This window comes from Kurthia huakuii LAM0618 (genome assembly GCF_000505545.1).
Taxonomy (GTDB): domain Bacteria; phylum Bacillota; class Bacilli; order Bacillales_A; family Planococcaceae; genus Kurthia; species Kurthia huakuii.
In genome coordinates, this window is sequence record NZ_AYTB01000008.1 from 339,112 (window position 1) to 357,136 (window position 18,025).

General features: G+C 40.9%; 20 protein-coding genes. 3 read left to right on the plus strand and 17 right to left on the minus strand.

The features are described 5' to 3' along the window. Window positions 1–24: 24 nt before the first annotated feature. On the minus strand, window positions 25–1,362 hold the full coding sequence (locus V514_RS0106065) for a sodium-dependent transporter (RefSeq protein ID WP_029498987.1): 1,338 nt from the start codon (window positions 1,360–1,362) through the stop codon (window positions 25–27). Window positions 1,363–1,515: 153 nt separating this feature from the next. Further along, the gene (locus tag V514_RS0106070) at window positions 1,516–2,292 is read right to left on the minus strand and encodes an alpha/beta hydrolase (RefSeq protein ID WP_029498988.1); all 777 of its coding nucleotides are present in this window, start codon (window positions 2,290–2,292) and stop codon (window positions 1,516–1,518) included. 422 nt (window positions 2,293–2,714) lie between these two features. On the opposite strand from V514_RS0106070, the gene V514_RS0106075 reads away from it, so the two are divergent. Beyond that, complete coding sequence (locus tag V514_RS0106075) at window positions 2,715–2,912, plus strand: hypothetical protein (RefSeq protein WP_029498989.1); 198 nt, start codon at window positions 2,715–2,717, stop codon at window positions 2,910–2,912. Window positions 2,913–3,052: 140 nt separating this feature from the next. Here V514_RS0106075 and trhA read toward each other — a convergent pair whose 3' ends face one another. Next, on the minus strand, window positions 3,053–3,700 hold the full coding sequence (gene trhA, locus V514_RS0106080; protein WP_029498990.1) for a PAQR family membrane homeostasis protein TrhA: 648 nt from the start codon (window positions 3,698–3,700) through the stop codon (window positions 3,053–3,055). 8 nt (window positions 3,701–3,708) lie between these two features. Continuing rightward, the gene (locus tag V514_RS0106085; RefSeq protein ID WP_029498991.1) at window positions 3,709–4,257 is read right to left on the minus strand and encodes a hypothetical protein; all 549 of its coding nucleotides are present in this window, start codon (window positions 4,255–4,257) and stop codon (window positions 3,709–3,711) included. Window positions 4,258–4,452: 195 nt separating this feature from the next. Between V514_RS0106085 and V514_RS0106090 the strand changes: the two genes are divergently transcribed. Beyond that, window positions 4,453–5,250: an enoyl-CoA hydratase/isomerase family protein gene (locus tag V514_RS0106090; RefSeq protein ID WP_029498992.1), complete on the plus strand. Its 798-nt coding sequence runs from the start codon at window positions 4,453–4,455 to the stop codon at window positions 5,248–5,250. A 163-nt stretch (window positions 5,251–5,413) separates the two neighbouring features. Here the strand turns inward: V514_RS0106090 and V514_RS0106095 are convergent, their stop codons facing one another. The 10 genes from V514_RS0106095 to V514_RS0106140 all read right to left on the minus strand — a co-directional run bounded on the left by V514_RS0106095 (window position 5,414) and on the right by V514_RS0106140 (window position 14,406). Further along, window positions 5,414–5,653 (minus strand): DUF896 domain-containing protein, encoded by a 240-nt coding sequence (locus tag V514_RS0106095; protein WP_029498993.1) that lies wholly within the window; start codon window positions 5,651–5,653, stop codon window positions 5,414–5,416. A 144-nt stretch (window positions 5,654–5,797) separates the two neighbouring features. Next, on the minus strand, window positions 5,798–6,277 hold the full coding sequence (locus V514_RS0106100) for a GNAT family N-acetyltransferase (RefSeq protein WP_035944333.1): 480 nt from the start codon (window positions 6,275–6,277) through the stop codon (window positions 5,798–5,800). A 5-nt stretch (window positions 6,278–6,282) separates the two neighbouring features. Then, the gene (locus V514_RS0106105) at window positions 6,283–7,095 is read right to left on the minus strand and encodes a hypothetical protein (protein WP_029498996.1); all 813 of its coding nucleotides are present in this window, start codon (window positions 7,093–7,095) and stop codon (window positions 6,283–6,285) included. Continuing rightward, a complete protein-coding gene (locus tag V514_RS0106110) occupies window positions 7,092–7,922 on the minus strand; it encodes a Cof-type HAD-IIB family hydrolase (RefSeq protein WP_029498997.1) in 831 nt (276 codons plus the stop codon). The genes V514_RS0106105 and V514_RS0106110 overlap by 4 nt, the downstream gene beginning before the upstream one ends. An 87-nt stretch (window positions 7,923–8,009) precedes the next feature. Then, window positions 8,010–9,020, minus strand: coding sequence for a YdcF family protein (locus V514_RS0106115; RefSeq protein WP_051392435.1), 1,011 nt, complete (start codon window positions 9,018–9,020; stop codon window positions 8,010–8,012). Window positions 9,021–9,034: 14 nt separating this feature from the next. After that, complete coding sequence (locus V514_RS0106120) at window positions 9,035–9,265, minus strand: hypothetical protein (RefSeq protein ID WP_029498999.1); 231 nt, start codon at window positions 9,263–9,265, stop codon at window positions 9,035–9,037. A 41-nt stretch (window positions 9,266–9,306) separates the two neighbouring features. Then, window positions 9,307–9,708 (minus strand): hypothetical protein, encoded by a 402-nt coding sequence (locus V514_RS0106125; protein WP_029499000.1) that lies wholly within the window; start codon window positions 9,706–9,708, stop codon window positions 9,307–9,309. A gap of 98 nt (window positions 9,709–9,806) precedes the next feature. Continuing rightward, window positions 9,807–10,838, minus strand: coding sequence for an LCP family protein (locus tag V514_RS0106130; RefSeq protein ID WP_029499001.1), 1,032 nt, complete (start codon window positions 10,836–10,838; stop codon window positions 9,807–9,809). A 186-nt stretch (window positions 10,839–11,024) separates the two neighbouring features. After that, entirely contained in the window at window positions 11,025–12,923 is a 1,899-nt protein-coding gene (locus V514_RS0106135) for an LTA synthase family protein (protein ID WP_029499002.1), read from the minus strand. 115 nt (window positions 12,924–13,038) lie between these two features. Then, complete coding sequence (locus tag V514_RS0106140; RefSeq protein WP_029499003.1) at window positions 13,039–14,406, minus strand: dihydrolipoyl dehydrogenase family protein; 1,368 nt, start codon at window positions 14,404–14,406, stop codon at window positions 13,039–13,041. An 813-nt stretch (window positions 14,407–15,219) separates the two neighbouring features. Here V514_RS0106140 and V514_RS0106145 point away from each other — a divergent pair. Further along, on the plus strand, window positions 15,220–15,621 hold the full coding sequence (locus V514_RS0106145) for a hypothetical protein (RefSeq protein ID WP_029499004.1): 402 nt from the start codon (window positions 15,220–15,222) through the stop codon (window positions 15,619–15,621). A 51-nt stretch (window positions 15,622–15,672) separates the two neighbouring features. Here V514_RS0106145 and V514_RS0106150 read toward each other — a convergent pair whose 3' ends face one another. From V514_RS0106150 to V514_RS0106160, 3 genes are all read right to left on the minus strand, one after another. Then, window positions 15,673–16,197, minus strand: a complete 525-nt coding sequence (locus V514_RS0106150; protein ID WP_029499005.1) for a tubby C-terminal domain-like protein — start codon at window positions 16,195–16,197, stop codon at window positions 15,673–15,675. A gap of 71 nt (window positions 16,198–16,268) precedes the next feature. Next, the gene (locus V514_RS0106155) at window positions 16,269–16,709 is read right to left on the minus strand and encodes a CoxG family protein (RefSeq protein ID WP_029499006.1); all 441 of its coding nucleotides are present in this window, start codon (window positions 16,707–16,709) and stop codon (window positions 16,269–16,271) included. Between the two features lie 65 nt (window positions 16,710–16,774). Beyond that, entirely contained in the window at window positions 16,775–18,025 is a 1,251-nt protein-coding gene (locus V514_RS0106160; RefSeq protein ID WP_029499007.1) for a glutamate-5-semialdehyde dehydrogenase, read from the minus strand.

The window sequence follows — 18,025 nt, forward strand, 5'->3', positions numbered from 1 at the left end:
CACGCATGGCACTATCTTTTACAGTTATTGTTGTGCGGTATAAATCAGGACGATAACAATAATGACCGGCACAATAAATGTCATTAAAAAGCGCCATAATTTATAATAGCCTCGTGGAATATGGCTACCGCTGAAAAATTCTTGCTCAACTAAGTTTTTATCTACTTTATGGACGATAAAGAGCGCAATTAACAGATTGCCGAGTGGTAATAAAATATTACTCACTAAATAATCGGTCGCATCAAACAGCGTTTTACCAAAAATCGTCACATCGCTTAATGTAGAAGATGATAACGCTGCTGGAATGGCTGCGACAAAAACAATCACACCTAATACGACCGTAATTTTACGGCGCGCATTCGGCAGTTTTGCTTCAACTGCGGCCACGATAATTTCATATAAACTAAATGATGACGTTAATGTCGCAAATAAGAATAGCAATAAGAATAATGCGAAGAACACTTCACCAAATGGCAAGTGACCAAAAACGGTCGGCAAGACGACAAATAAGAGTCCTGGTCCTTCGGTTGGTTCTAAACCTGACGCGAATACGGCTGGGAAAATTGCGAGTCCTGCTAATAACGACACGAAAATATTCATTAATACGACCGAGCCGGCTGAATATGGTAAGCTCTCTTCTTTTTTCAAGTAAGAACTATATGTCACCATACACGAGAAACCGACTGCGAGCGCAAAGAACGATTGGCCAAGCGCGTACAGCACCCCTTCAGCGGTAATTTGCGTGAAATCTGGTTGTAAAAAGAATTTTACACCTTCCATCGCCCCATCTAATGTTAATGAGCGCACGACTAAAATAATAAAGAATACAAATAGCAGCGGCATCATATACTTGCTTGCTTTTTCAATACCTTGTTGCACGCCCAATGCGATAACGATGACATTAAGCAACGTAAAAATAGCGACGCCAAGCATCGTCACACTCGGGCTTGATACCGTTTGACCAAACATCGCATCTGCTGAAACACCTGGTACGATAGCATTACCCGTTAATGCTTTTGCCGTATAAATTAAAATCCAACCACCAACAACGCTATAAAACGATAGCAGTAGGAAACAGCCGACTACGCCGAGTCTGCCAATCCATACCCATAATGATGTTGGCGCTAATTTTTTGTACGCAGAAACCGCTTCTTTTTGCGTACCACGTCCAATTATAAATTCTGAGATCAACATTGGTAGTCCAATCAATAGCGTGAACAACACAAACAATAAGAAAAAGGCACCGCCACCATTTTGACCGGTGACATATGGCAATTTCCAAATAGCACCGAGACCAATTGCTGCCCCTGCCGATGCCAAAATGAAGCCAAGCTTTGTTGACCATTGACCTTTTTGTTGCATAAAAACTCCTCCAAACTCTGCTCTAGCCGGAATACTCCGGGCTCACCTTACCCTAGCAGGCTCTCCCACTAGCCAGATGAACAATCTTATTTTATCATTAAGACTACGAAAAAACAGGCCACAAAAAAAGAATCGCCAATAACGGCGACTCTCTTATAGTGCTGCAACTTGTTTTTGCATAACAGGTACAGACCATTCTAATGTATCAAGGAATTCCGCAGTATCTTGGAATACTTTTTCGCGTTCTTTACCTAATGTAATAATATGACCGGAGTTTTGATACCAAATTAACTCTTTGTCATCTGTTTCGACTGTATCGTAGATGAACGGTGCACTTTGTTGATATAAATCGTCATCTAATTTCCCTTGTAATACAAGTGTTGGCGTTTGAATATCTTCAATTTCATCGCTCGTATGCTCGATCATTTTTTGCACTTCTGTCAACGCATGACGATCCATCATTTCTAAATCATCTAATTCCATTTGTACTTGTGCTTCTGGTTTACCTTCTAGGCGTTTGTAAACTTCCGCATATTTGTAAAGACGTTCAAAAAGACCTTCTTTTGAACGACGCTTAATTGGAGCACACATTGCAACAACGCCCATGACAGGGAATTCCGCTCCGACTTTTAATGTAAATACGCCACCAAGAGAAATTCCTGCTACAGCAATTTCATCGTATCCTAAGTTTTTCAGATGCATATAACCACGCGTTACATCTTCCCACCAATACTTAGCGCCATAGTTCAAAATTTCCTCTGGATCGACACCGTGACCACGATACATTGGTGCATGGCATGTATAGCCGCGTTTATTTAAAAACTGGCCAAGCTTTTTCACATCTTTCGTGCTCCCAGTGAAGCCATGCAATAATAATACGGCGCGTTTGCCACCTTCTAATGTAAATGGTTGAGGTGCTAGTAATTTCATGTAAAACGTCTCCTTTATATCAATCCGTTTAATATGTCAATTGTTTATAGTTAGAAATAAGTTTTTTTATAAATAAGTTGCACAAATTTTGTACACAACTTTAAACTACATACACTCTAACACCTTTCTTCAATAATGTACACAGTATAAACCTTAAATTACTTATGCGTTTTTGTAATGAGTATGATACCTTCGAGCATAGGCAAAACCCTGTCATATCAACGATTCGTGAAGTTCTTCACAATCTTTTCATGTTGTCCATATTTTCTGTAAATTTATTTATGCCATTTTGCGATAAAACCGTTCTAATATGTTGACTCAGTATTTTTTGTTGTTGCTTACGGCTGATTTTCCTATTTTCAGAAAGACTTTTTGCGTTTTCATAACGATGCGCTTATGATAGAAAGAGGGGGGATTTTCCGATGCAAAAAGAAACAAAACAACTGATTTTAGCGGTTGGTGGCATTATCGCAACAGGTGTTATCGCGGCCATTGCGTTGTCAAAATCAGATAAATTATACGAATCAGGATTTAAAAACGAAGCCGATGCGACCGTTCGACACAATATTGACGAAATTCGCGCGCGCTTAAATCAACTCGAACAACAATTTCACGATTAAAAAAGAGGCTTTTACAAAACAGTTCCTGTTCCTTTTTTAGCGTTCGCCACAAAAAACCGGAACCACGCCACAGCGCGATTCCGGTTTTTCTTATGCTCATCTGAGAGGGGGTTGTTACACGTATGTCCCAGCCTCTTTTTTCATACATATAAATAAATGCACACATACATCGCAAAACTACCAAGCAAGACGAGCACATGCCATACCGTATGACTAAATAATAACTTCGTTTCCTTAAAAAAATACACGCCACTCATAAAACAGAGTGCACTGACCGCAAGCCATATCATGCCAAGCCAACCAATATGGTGATAGATTGGCACAATGGCTAGTACGATGAGCCAACCGAGTGCGACATACAACTGAATCGAAATGCGTTGTATGCTGTCATAATAAAAAAGCTTTAACATAATTCCGCTCAAGCCTAATATACAGACGATTGTAAACATGACGATGCCATAGGTACCCCCGACTGCAATGAGCATCATTGGTGCATACGTGCCGATAATCAACATATAAATCGCCGAGTGATCGAGCTTGCGGTACAATGGACGCCATTTTGAATACGATGCATGAAAAATCGTCGATGTCGCAAATGACAGCATCATCGCACCAATAAAAATGCTATAGCTAAGCCATTCAACGGGCGTCGTCGCTTGGCGCAATAAAAAATACGCCATCGGTAGCGTTAAAATAAGCGCCACCGCATGTGTATACGTATTCCATAACTTTTCAGCGACTTGTTGCTCGCGTGTTTTCTTTTTAACTCGTTCTAAAAACAGCGCCATCACTTCCCTTACGATTGTTGAAATCGGTTTGTTATGTTTCGCTTTTTCGTGCGCTTATCGATTGCTAGCGCAAATACTTCATAGGCCGCACTTTGCTGATTGCGTGCATGACGATAGAGCCGCGTTGCTACAGACGCATGTTGTTGTTGCTTTAACAACGCGCGCGTATATCCCCATTCTTTATTTAAAAATGTATTCCGTGCCTCTAAATACACGATGAACAACGCAACGATTTCACGATGTTCCGGCTGCGTGAGCGTATCACGATATTGCTCGATAGACGCCATTTCATCGTTAAGCGTAGCATGAAACGTATGAATCGCCTCAACAAGCGCTTCCGGTAATTCGTGCGTTTCGACGACAGTCATTCTAGTCGCTTCATCTAAATGTAATGCATACAACTCATTTTGCTTCGCAATTGAAAAATCGACATAACTCGTCCAAAGCCGCGCTTCTAATTGCTGCAGTTCTTCTGTTACAGCGGTGCTTGGCGGTGGCTGCATCATAAAAAATACGACCGCGCTAACTACGAGCAATGCGCCTATTATTCCAATCATCTTTTTCAACTCCACTACGACAGGTCATTCCTTCTTATTTTAGCGATAATTTCTCATTCCGACTACTATGTACTGCTTTAACAGCTCATTAATTTTCGCAAATATGCCATTTATCAGTTAATTTAACGCATTGCATACTATAACAGCGAAAACTGTTATACAATAGAGTCATACTACGTCGAGGGGGATCTCACAATGAAAGTATCAACGACTCGTTTAGAAAAAGAAGAAGCAAAAATTATTTATCAAGAAACAGCGGGCTTAGCGATTATTACAATCCGTCGTCCACAAGCGAAAAATGCCTTAACGGCGAATATGTGGCAACAACTGCGCACGATCGCCCTACAAACATTAAAAAATCCAAAAAATAAAGTACTTATTATTCGTGGCTATGGCGAAAGCTTTACAGCCGGTTCAGATATTAAAGAATTTAACGCGATTTCACTTGAAAAAGCAGAAGCGGCATTTATCGATATGGAGCGCACGATTTCAACAATTGAACGCTTGCCAATTCCAACGATTGCTGTTATTAATGGGCCTGCAATGGGCGCTGGTTTAGAACTGGCACTAGCTTGCGATTTACGCATCGGTTCGGACAAAGCGAAACTCGGTATTCCCGTTGGAAAGTTAGGCATTACGTTAAACAATCAATTTGCACAGCGCTTAGTAAGTCTTGTTGGCCCAAGCATGACAAAAGATTTAGTATATACTGGGCGCATGTTAAAATCAGACGATGCTTACCGCGTTGGTATGCTAAACTATGTGACGACGAGCGATCAACTAGACCGCTATGCGATTCGCATGGGAAAATTAGTGGCGTCGATGTCACCTGCATCACTACTCGCAGTCAAAACATCGGTACAAGAGTGCATCGATTCTGTACCAAATTTATGGAATGGCTCAACGCCGTTTGTTGGCGACGATTTTGCAGAAGGCGTCAACGCATTTGCTGAAAAACGCCCAGCGCAATTTAAACGCATCGTTAATAAATAAATACTTACTTTTAACGTAAAAGAGGCTTTTACAAAACAGGTCATGTTCCTTTTTTAGCGTTCGCCACAAAAAACCGGAACCGCGCCACAGCGCGATTCCGGTTTTTCTTATGCTCATCTGAGAGAGTGTTGTTACACGTATGTCCCAGCCTCTTTATATTTAGTTAGTCATTAGTTTGATTGTCTAAACGTGCTTTTTTTGCATCGATTACTTTTTGTGGTGTTACATCATCACCATTTGGGTCAATTACTTTTACATTTGTAATGATGCCATGTGCTTGTGCACGGAACTGCTCTAAATATTGTTTACGAAGGACGATTTGCTCTGCTACTTCTGCAGCTGTTAATGTACCTTCTTTTTGTTTTTTTGCTAATTCATTAATGCGTGGTAAAATTTGAATCATATTGGCACCTCTTTCGATTAAATTGCCACCTTAATATCTCGAATAAAATTAGTTATAATTTAAGATATTTGATGTTAGTACAAATATACCCGATAATGTCGAAAAACACAACTGTTTTGTTTTTATGAAACAAACGACCACCGCTTATACGTTTTTCACTAAATTAAACCACTGTTCGCCGCCATGAGTAGATGTTGACAGCCCTTCATTGGCATAACCATTTTTTTCATAATACGCAATCAGACGTTCTAAACACGTCAGCGATACCGTTTCACGCGACGCCGCACGCGCTACTTGTTCAATATGACGCAGTAGCTCACCACCATAGCCGCGGCTGCGATAACGTGGGTCTACAGCAATACTTAAAATGCTTTGGTGACCGCCCGTTGCGGGGTTCGCCTCTAATGTTTCAAATTGGTCGTCGGTTATGTAACGCTTGTCCATGACATTGCCAACGACAAATGCGCGCACTTCACGTTGTTGTTCTACGACAAAAAAAGTGTCGCAAATTTTGTCAATGCGCTCGGCCATCGCCGCTTCCGTTGCCGCTTCTGCTGCCGAAAAGCCCGCGCGTTCGATTTCCATAATACGTGGTAAATCTGCGCTAGTTGCTTGTCTAATCATTATCTTCACTCCTCAAATTCTACCGCAACTACTTTTACGGTAATGATGTCAAACTGTAAATCATATACCGTACTAAACGTTTCAATAACACATTGCTGCGCTTGTTCAATCGCATTTGGGCTAGCTGTGTGCCCTAATTGAGCTTTCATCCTTAAGACGAGCTGCAACTCTAACGTTGGTAGTGGTACTAGCTTAAAGTTCATCTTTTTCACCGTAACGCGCCCCGATTCTTCAATCGCCACTTTAAACGTTTCCATCATATCTTTCGTTGAAATTTGTGTAAAGTCATCATGGAAGTCTGGATGGACAATCGTCGTTTCGCCAATTTTTTCACGTTTTGGTGAAAAGATTTCAACGCCGCGGCGCATTAAGCGTTTAAAAAAGTTTTGTTCAATTTGTTGCATCGGTAGCGGCATCGTATGCTGACCTTCGTTTTTACGCATAAAACGCGCGAGCTTAATTTCCGCCTCCGAATTAATATCTTCTATATAAATGCGCTGTGTAATCGGCAAGCCAAGACGCTCGGCAATTTTAGTTGTCATATTGTCCGATGTCCCAATAATCATCAATGAATCAAGTTGTGCCGCATCGATTGCCTCACGCACTTCATCGCGATGCGCATCATCTGAAAAAATCGCCCGGCGCACTGCCTTTAATGCACTCTTTTCAAATTTAGCCGATGTCCCAGCACGTTTTTTGCCATCGATAATGAGTAAACCATCATCAATCAATGCATCAATATGATGCGTATAAGCATACGATAGCGCGGCCGTACTTTTCCCGGTACCACTCGCACCACTTAACGAAATAATATTCATCGAGCACCGCCTAAAACGTAACGCTCAATCGCATGTGCCACACCATGCTCGGCATTCGATTTCGTAATATACACCGCAAGCTCTTTCACTTCTGATACGGCATTGCCCATCGCAACCGGCACACCTGCATACGTCAACATCGACACATCATTTAATTGGTCGCCTACTGCCATCACCGCACGATCCGTTATGTGTAATGCTTTCGCTAAATATTTTAATGCATGGCCTTTATTCGCCGTTTTCGAATTCACTTCCATGTTTTGTAAAAATGAACTCGTCACATTAAAACCTGCTTTAATACACGCATCCCACGCTTGCTGACGTTCATGTGCAGATTTGAAAAATAAATTAAATTTATCAACAGGTTGCTGTAAATGTTCCATAAATGCATAAATATCAGCTACAGCCGTACGCGTTTCTAAAATAAACTCTGGAAACTCAGTCGCACCGTACGCCACAATATCATCTAACACATGTTGGTCGACGAACACTTTCCCGTCATAATACACTTCAATGCGCATATCATATGGACGTAAAATTTCCATGACGTGCATGGCATCGTCATAACTGACCGTATCATCATACATTTTTATCCCGTCGTGCACAGACCACACTGCCGCACCATTACCTGTAATCACATAGGACAAAGCCGGCAATTCGCTGAGCTCCCATTTTAATTCATCTACTGTGCGCCCGGTACAAATCGCTACAGCTACTCCTTGATCGAGACACGCAGCAATGGCCTCTTTTGTTTCTTGTGCAATTGTTAAGTCTGGTAATAACGTTGTACCATCCATATCAAGCGCTACTAATTGAACGTTCTCCATGTAAATCCCTCTTTTCTCGTCTTCTATTCTATCAAATATCGACATCAAAAAACGACAATCGCACCTAGCAACGATTGTCGGTTCATATTAAACATAGGCGCGGAATAATATAGCCATTATGAAAGTCCACATGATTAAAAAAGCGATATGCACTTTTTTCGTCATCACAAGCAAACCGATAAATTCGCGCGTAAAGGCATTGGCTAAATAATACGTCGCCGTTTTTGAACCGACACCTTGGCCGTTTAACTTCATTTTTTTTGCATACAAGCTAGCGCGGAAGACGTGGAAATTATTCGTCACAAAAATAATACGATAGCGCGACTTCAATTTGTCCATTAAACGTTTTGAATATAAAAAATTTTCATACGTCGTCGTTGACTGATTTTCGCTCAAAATCATTTCCGGTGTTAAATCCGCATGATGCTCAAGCGCATAATCGCGCATCGCTTCAGCTTCAGATGTTAATTCATCCGCTCCTTGCCCACCAGACATAATAATGGTCGCCGCCGGGTATTTTCGCCATTCTGCAACTGCTTGATTAATACGACTCGCAAGAAGTGGCGGTACTTTTTTGCCAATTAATCCTGAGCCTAACACAATAATAAAATCCGGCGTATACCGTATCGGGCGGTAATGATACAAGATGGCATACAACGTCGTACTCGTAAATAAATACAAGCCATAACTGACAAGCCCTGCGACATATAAAAATAAAATTTCATCGGCATTAGATAAATCTTGAATAATCGAATTGTATAAAAACCAAATGACCATTACTAAAATAATGACTCCAATGGCGCTAAACAATAAATTGCGCGGGCGACGGCCTTCTTTTTCTAATAACACTTTGCCGTTAAAAAATGTCACTAAACTAATCGATAATAAAATAAACGGTAAAATAGCGAATAACAACACATAATAAAATTGAAAAATGATTGGTGACTCACTCATAATATCCGGCAATACCCACACAAGTAAAAGGAGTGAACACCAACCAAAGACGGCACCAAATATATAAACATTTAAAAAACGTCGTGGTTCAAGCCAATAAACGAGCACAAATAATGCTACTAATACAACGGTAATTGACAGCACTGGGATTCCTCCTCTTAATCAAACTCTTGACGTGCGATTTTTTCACGTAATGTTGTCGCGACATACGTCCGGCATGCTACCGATAGCGGGCTGCGTTTTTCATGAATGATATCGCCATATGGTGTGTCGTCAACAACGCGTACCATCCCTTGAAAAGACTCCTGTCGTTCGGCATCAAACGCTGTAAATTCAATAAATAGCGTTGTACCATGCCATGCAAAATCAATAATCGTTATAGAATGCATCGAATCCTCCTTTTAAAATAGGCAAAGTCATCTGACTCTGCCTATTTTGCTTGCTGCTTTTTTAATTGTTCTTCAATTTCTTTTTCACGTGCTACTTGTTGTTTCGCACGCTTATGTTGCATTGATAATTGGACGAAACTTAACACGACAATCATAAAGAAAATCGGTTGACGTACATCAAGGCCAATCTCTGAATGACCACCGGCAAGTGGCATCACAACGATAGCGACTAAAATTAATACAATAACGCGTAGTTGCATCCAAAAATTTTGCATAAGCGATACTTTTTTCGTTGGGTAAAAGAGCACGAGCAATAACACGATGACGACGATATAAAACGGCTTTATCGGCAAGCTTTCCCAAATGGCCCACTCGCTAAAACTATCGCGTAATAAAATCGCCAGTACGAGTATGTAAATGAAAAATTCTTTTATGTACGACATAGTACACCTCCACTATAAAGCATATCAAAGACGGCTTTTGATTGCCACTTCTCGATTAAAAAAAGAGGACTTACAGCGACTGTAAATCCTCTCGGCAGTTATGGTGTTTTATCGTTGCTGACGTGGTCAAGTAAATAACTATTGTCAGCATTAATTTCGGTATCTTCAGGCAATTCCAACTGCTGTTGTAGCTTTTGGCGCACCGCTAATACGCTGTCTTGGCGCAATTTATAATAATAAATGCCGGTCGACATATCATCGTACCCTTCTAATGATAAACTGTTGATTTCCGGTTGACCTGCTTGCATATAAGCAAACAATGACTTCATCGTGTCAAAGGACATATTCGTCGTCATATTATCGCCAAGCGCCGTCATTAAACTGCTATATTTCGTTACCGATGAGGTCGACATCGCCTTCGTAGCAATCGCCTCTAAAATCATTTGTTGACGTTTGCCTCGCTCGATATCGCTATCTTGGTGACGCGTACGCGCAAGCGCTAACGCTTCGCGGCCATCGACTTCTTGCACACCTGCCTTTAAATTGACGGTGCGTTTATCATGTTCGTCAAGCTCATGTAAATCATACGGCACATCAACGGTAATGCCATCAAGCGCATTCACGACATCGATAAACGCATTAAAATTGACTTCGACATAATAATCAACCGGCACATTCAATAAGTTCTGCACCGTTTCAATTGTACTATCAATGCCACCAAAAGCATGTGCATGATTGATTTTCGTTGCATAATTGACGCTTGGAATAAACGTGTACGAATCGCGCGGGATACTAATTAAATCAATTGTTTTATGTTTATTGTTTAACGTTGCAAGCATCAATGCATCTGAACGGGCATGATTCGACCCTTGCGCACGCTCGGTACTATCATCGATACCGACAATTAAAATCGATAAATTATCCTCTAGCGGTTCGACCTTTTCTTCGCGTAGTGACGACTTCACATCGCGGCTTGCATCGTATGATTTCGCAGCTGTTTTTTCGCCCTTTTCATATAAATAATACGCATAGCCACCAACTGTAAAAGCGGCAAACGTCAGTACAAACACAAGCGTATAAACAACTAAGCGCCCTATTCGTCGTTTTTTCTGTGGTTTCTTCTCATCCATGCAGTTAACTCCTTTATGCTGTTATCCGTCCTGTTGTCTAGCGTTATGACGCCACGCCGATATTAAAAGTTGCCTTCTTGTTTCCTTATTTTAATGAAAAAGTGCTGTAGCATGCTAATACCGTGTTGCTAAGCACAACCAAAAACGCAACAAAACCGCGTCATAGCGCGGTTTTGTCAGCCTTTATTATTCCTTAACGATACCTGTTTTTTCATCATAGAAGCGGAATAAGTCGCCATTAATGATTTTATCAGACAACGCTGTTTTGGCGTTTGCTCGTTCAATCAACGCCTTCAGTTCAGCGCTTTCTGGCAATACTTCCCCGGTTTTACGATCATAAAACGTTTCATTCGCATAAACGACATCATTCGTAATAAAACGTCCATCACGGAATGCGATGATATCCTCATGTTTTTTCGCTAATAAATCTGTACCAACTTGAATATCATTTGATGTATCCAAGCCTAGTAAATGCAATACGGTTGGGCGAATATCAACTTGGCCACCTACTTCATGCGCTTGGTTCCCTGCTTTTTCTTTAATGCCGGTATTTGGTGCATGAATAATAAATGGTACTTCTTGTAGCATCGCCGTATCATATGGCGTGATTTCTTCTTTATTTAAGAATTTGGCCATCGCCTTATTATGATTTTCTGAAATCCCGTAGTGGTCCCCATACATCACAACGATCGTATTATCATAAAGACCTTCTTTTTTCAGCTTTTTAAATAATACTTTCACTGCTTCATCCGTGTAACGCGTCGTTTGGAAGTAACGGTCCACTGTTTTATCGCCTGAATCATACGCGTCAATATACTGATCCTTTTTATCCGATGTGAACGGGAAGTGGTTTGTTAACGTCAGCATGCGCGTTGCAAATGGTTGTTCCATGTCTTTCATAATATCCACAGATTGTTTCATAAATGGAATATCTTTTAAACCCCAGTTAACAGAGTTTTGTTCGTTGACATCAAATGATTCAAGGTCATAGAATGTTTGAATATTCATTGCTTGATACATTAAGTCACGGTTCCAGAACGATTTATTATTAGCATGTAGCACGCTCGTTGCATACCCATTATCGCCTAGTTTTTCAGACATCGAGTTCAGTGAGTTGCCAGCATTCGTAAAGAATACCGCACCGCCACCAATACCGTATAATGAGTTTTCCATAATAAATTCACTATCCGATGTTTTCCCTAGACCTGTTTGATGATAGAAGTTATCAAAATACAGCGTATCCTTGCTTTTAATTAATTTGTTTAAAAATGGCGTAATTGTTTGCCCATTCATTTTTTCATTAATAACAAAGTTTTGTGTTGATTCTAATGAAATAAAGATGACGTTTTTTCCTTCGGCAATGCCATAGAAATCTTTATTTGGTTTGACTTCATTTGATTTAGCATCGTTGACAATCGTCGTTAATTCGCCGCCATCAGCAAATGCCTTTTGTGCATGTGTTTTTGATTGCACATAAATATCATATAAATGATAGTTGTATGTGCCGATATTTTTCACTAATAATTCGCGGTCAAAACTACGTGTTAACAGCTGCGGACGCTCTTTTTCAGCTAATCCTAAATTTAAAAATAATAGCGCAAATGTCAGCGCAAAATACGTGTTGCGTCGGTTGTTTGCCATGCGATTAAAGTCTTTTGCGGCTGGTAAAAACAGCACTGCTGCGATGACGATTAGTAAATCGGCAAAGTACAACATATCTGCCAAGCTAACAAGACCTGCAACAGAGCTACCTAAATCCCCAAAGTTATTCGTTTGGAATAATACCGGTAGCGTAATAAAGTCATTGTAAAAGCGATAAAACACGACATTGCCGTATAGCACAATTGTCAATATCACTTTTACAGTAATAATATACGCATTGCGACCTTTTGCACTTTTAAAGAATAGTGAAATACCGTACACACCAAGAAGGAAGGCAAGTGGGTTTATGAGTAAAATAAACTCCTGCATGCCATTTTCAATGTCTAAATCAAAGGCCGTACGATACGTGTAGTACGTTTGTAACCAAGTAGCAATCACTGCAATCAACAGCAATGTATGCCGCGGCCATTTATTATTTTTCATGTGTTTGAATTCCTGCTTTCTTCAATTTCAAAAGTTTTCCCTTTCTATCTTATCAGAAAAAAGCACGAATCGCTCTGTTAAACATCACATTTTTTTAACAATTTCTTTACAACAGCTATACATTTGACACCGAAACGTCATCATTAAAATATAGACCTTTGCCTTGCATCATGCGCGCGAGCTCTCCAAGTGCTTCTGATTTTGTTGGATGCGGGAAAATCAACGACGTCATGTCACTGACCGTCGTACCTTTTGCCATTAAGACGCTCATAATCGAAATAAGTTCGGTCGCTCCGTCACAAACAATGCACGCACCTAAAATTGTTTCGCGGTCCATGGCACAGATGAGTTTCATAAACCCTCGTTGATTGCTTTCCATATGAAATTTAGCATTCGCCAATAACGGAATCATAACGATCGTTGTTTGTTCCATTGCTTCGTGTTCTAAAATCCCAACACTCGCAATTTCCGGTGCTGTATACACGCAACGTGGAATCACGTGCGGCTTAATTGGCGCTGGACGATTGCCGACGATGGCTTCAATCGCCTGAATACCTTCCGCTGTCGCAACGTGTGCAAGTTGCATTCCACCGGCAACATCCCCTGCAGCGTAAACATGTGGCTGACTTGTCGCCATCGTTGACGTCACAGCTAGCGTTTTAGCCGTCGTCAATTGCAACTCTAACGCTTCCACGCATTGAATATTCGCCTTGCGCCCTGTCGCAAATAACACCTCGCTATATGGGAATGGCCCTTTTGTTGTATGCGCAATGCCGTCTTCAAAGCGTTCCACATCTACATTCATTACGATGTTAACACCCGCTTGCCGTAAACGTTGTTCAATTAATGGGCGTGCACTTGGCTCTTCGGTTTGTAAAATGTCGCGACCACGATTTAATAACGTCACATCAGTGCCAATGAGTGCGAGTGCATGCGCAAGTTCCGTTGCAATAATGCCAGCACCGATAATCACTAATTTTTCCGGTCGTGTTGACAGTTCAAAAAATGTATCGGTCGTATGTATTCCCGGACCATCTGCACCAGCGACTGGCGGCACAAACGGCGTGCTCCCTGTTGCAACAACGATATCCGTTGCGTTATACAACTCGGCTCCTGCTGCTACCGTTAAATTCGTATTCGCAAACGCTTCATGCGGCACGTATTCGATGTCGTTACGCATAATCGCCTCATGCAGCTCATCGATTAATGCAGCGCGCTCTTGGCGTACCGTATTCATGGCCGCCTCAAATGACAATGACGCCGGTCCAATATCATAACCCCACTGACGCAAACGCTCAAGCTGCAACATTCCTTTCGTCTTTTCAATCAAGATTTTTGATGGAACGGCACCTGAATCATAGCAAGCACCACCAAGTTGCTGCCGTTCAAATAACGCGACCGACAAACCATAATGCACCGCGCGCATCGCCGCTGCATAACCTGCGGGTCCACCGCCGATAATTGCTACATCTATTTTTTTCATTAAAATCTACTCCTCTTGTTCACGCAACGTTGTCAGCTACTCAATCTGTTGCTGTTTAACTGGCTGTCAGAAATCGCTCATGAGCTCAGATAGCGTGTTTCTGGTACGACATAGTTGAAAATAAGTGCCAATAAAGGGCTATCTGCGCACAGAAATAGCCCGCATTACTAAACATCATGCAAAAAGCTGTCAATGAAAATTTTTATTTATCATTTAAAAATAAATCATTATTATTTTTGCGAACTCCATCGGGCTTGTTTTTGCCCTAAATGGGTTAAAAACAATCGATTTTGCGTTTCTGACGGGTCATTTCCACACATAAAATTCGGCATTTGAACGAATGATGTCATTTATTCAAAAAACACAAAATGCGACACGTTACGCTAGCTCATTCAGCCATCGTGTGTTGAAATGTCCGTTAAACGCCAGAAAAATGCTTAAAATCGGTTCGTAACGGGCATTTTTTGTCCGTTTTCGAACCGCGTATGTTACTAAAAAATCATAATTATCGCCAATCCTATCATAAAAATTTGTTATTTATAACGTTTTAAATAAATAATTATCATCTAACTAGGCTCATTCGCTTAACGCTGTCGCATAGTTAAATATATGTTGTATCAAAAACACGCTTTTCGAGCTCATAGCCAGATAGCCATACGCGATTTCTGAGCGCTCCTATGCTGACAACCTGTTTATTTTCTTTATGCTACTGCACATACGCTTCATCTTATCACATAATATATTGATTAAATATGTAAAACTTCCATGTCTTTTGACCGATACAATATGTAGAACGACTAAAGGAGGATGTTTATGCATTTATTTAAAATGAAACACGCAGATGGTATACATATTATTGATGATGTGAAAAAACACAAAAACAATTTACAGCTTCAAACGATTACAGGTGAAGAATTATTTATTATTGCCGTAACAGATGACAGCTATACGGTGTATGATGACCGCTTTGCTGGTGCATCCAAGCAATTAAATTCTATCGAAGCTTTTGACATTAATGGGAGCTTCCGCAGCCTAGACTTTGATAATATGCGTGCACTCTTTACAAAAGCATTTGATCATTTACTTGAACATATCGCGACCTTAATTACAACGGAAGCACTTGTCGATTTAGATGAGTTAAAGGAACAAATTTCAGTAGAAGTTCCTGGTATTCATTTTAAAATTATTTCAAATGATAAACCGGTCTTATTTTAATGAAAAAAGCAGAAATCGCCTAATAAGCGATTTCTGCTTTTTTTCATTTGATTAGCCACCAATAAATAGTGTCGTTTGGGCAATCGCTAAATAAAAGGCTGGATTTTGAATCGGTGCAATGGCTTCAATTTGAAGTTCCACCGTAAAATCATCGCTGTCTTCGTTGAAAACGGCCTGCCAACGCGCGTATTCGGTCTCTTGCCATTCAAAGACTGACCATCCTTCATGCTCTTTATGCAAAATCATCGTCGTCTCACCATTTGTAATTTGCAAGTCTGGAATTAAATCACGCCAGCCAATATAACCGATTTCAAATGGATGCTCACCTGCGATTTCAGCACGATAAAACACGCGGCCCTTCCGCGAAATTTTTCGACACATCGCCCGGTCATAATCTTGAATATGCGCTTCATATTTAACGAAATATTTATAATCCATCGCGCGATCTAAAAAACGTGTCAGGCCATTGCCATAAATTCGCTGTACGGTGCCGACATTTTGCGCGTCAGTATTTTTCACAAAAATTTCAGGTGTTTCAATCATCGTATTTGGATGTGTATAAAGGTATTGTTTCATGTCTTGCCTCCCATCGTTTACTATACAAAAAAAGAACCCTTTCCGACAACGGAAAAGGCTCTTGTAATTTATTAAGCTTGTTTAATTTTATTAACAACGCGACCCGCTAATTTTTCAGCAGCCATTGGCAATGCTAATTTGAAAATCGGGTTCAATGCTACGCCCGCTACACCGCCTGCTTTCATCGCAAGGTGCATAACCATTTCCGTTTCATTGGCACTTACTGCATTTGCTTCGAAGTAGCCTGCGCCGGTAAATTTATCGCTTAAACCTTCTAATTCAAAGCCGATTTTTGAAGGTTCTTGCCATTCTGTAATCGTAATTTTTGCATCAACGGTTTTTGTAATACCTGCCACCGTACCGCCGAATGTCCATGTTGATTCTTTATCGTTTTGCATTTCATGTTTACGGTATCCTGGTACTAATTTCGCCCATTTTTCGATATCCGATACGAAAGACCATACTTTCGCTTGCTCTACTGCGATATTGGTTTTGTACGTTGTTTCTGCCACGTCACATCACTACTTTCTGTCTGAAGTTCTTTTATTATATCAAGAAAACGTTTAGTTGGCGATGATTAGCCTCGTACTTGGCCTGTACCTTCGATATACACTTTTGTTGATGTCAATGCTGGTAGCCCCATTGGACCGCGTGCATGTAATTTCTGTGTACTAATACCGATTTCGGCACCATAGCCAAACTCAAAGCCATCGGTAAAGCGCGTAGAAGCGTTATGATACACCGCTGCGGCATCGACATTTTGTTGGAAGCGTCGCGCACGCTCTTCATGTGGTGTAATAATCGCTTCAGAGTGCTTTGTGCCATACGTGTTAATATGACGAATTGCCTCATCAAGAGTTCCCACTACTTTAATCGATAGTTCCTCATTTAAATATTCTGCATGCCAGTCTTCTTCAGTCGCTAAACGAATATTCTCTTCATCTAATGCATATACTGCTTCATCACCATGAATGATAATATTTTCATTTGCTAACATCGTCACAAGTTCGTTGCCGTGTGCTTCAAACCAATGGCGTTCGACTAATAGGCTCTCAGCAGCATTGCATACCGATGGGCGTTGCAGCTTCGCATTTTTAACGATGGCAAACGTCATGTCTACGTCCGCATCTTCATCGATGAAAATATGACAATTACCGGCACCTGTTTCGAGCACTGGTACGCTCGCCTCGCGAATGACCATATCGATAAAGGCTTTGCCACCGCGTGGAATTAACACATCTAAGTACTCCGTTAAATTAAATAAATCACTTGCCGTCTCGCGACTCGTATCTTCAATTAATTGTACCGCATCAATTGGTAACGTCGTTTGTGCTAGCGCTTTATGAATCGATTCCATAATGGCGATATTTGAATATTTTGCTGATGAAGAACCACGTAAAATGACGGCATTGCCCGTTTTAATCGCTAATGTGGCGGCATCGACCGTCACGTTTGGACGCGCCTCATAAATCATCGCAATAACACCAAGCGGTACGCGGCGTTTTTCAATATGCAAGCCGTTTTCTTTATCGATTGTCTCTAACACTTCGCCAACAGGGTCTGCTAACTCGATTAATTGCATAATCGCATCGTGCATATCCGCTATGCGCTCTTCTGTTAATAAAATGCGGTCCATCACCGATTGAGATAAGCCGACTTCTTGGCCAACTTCTAAATCTTTGTTGTTTTCGTCAACGATATAAACCGCATCCGCGACAAGTTGCTGCGCAATACAACGTAATGCGTCGTTTTTTTCATCGGTTGTGCGCTCATTCATAATGTAGCTCGCTTGCTTTGCTAACAATCCTTTTTCGTGTACTTCTGACAT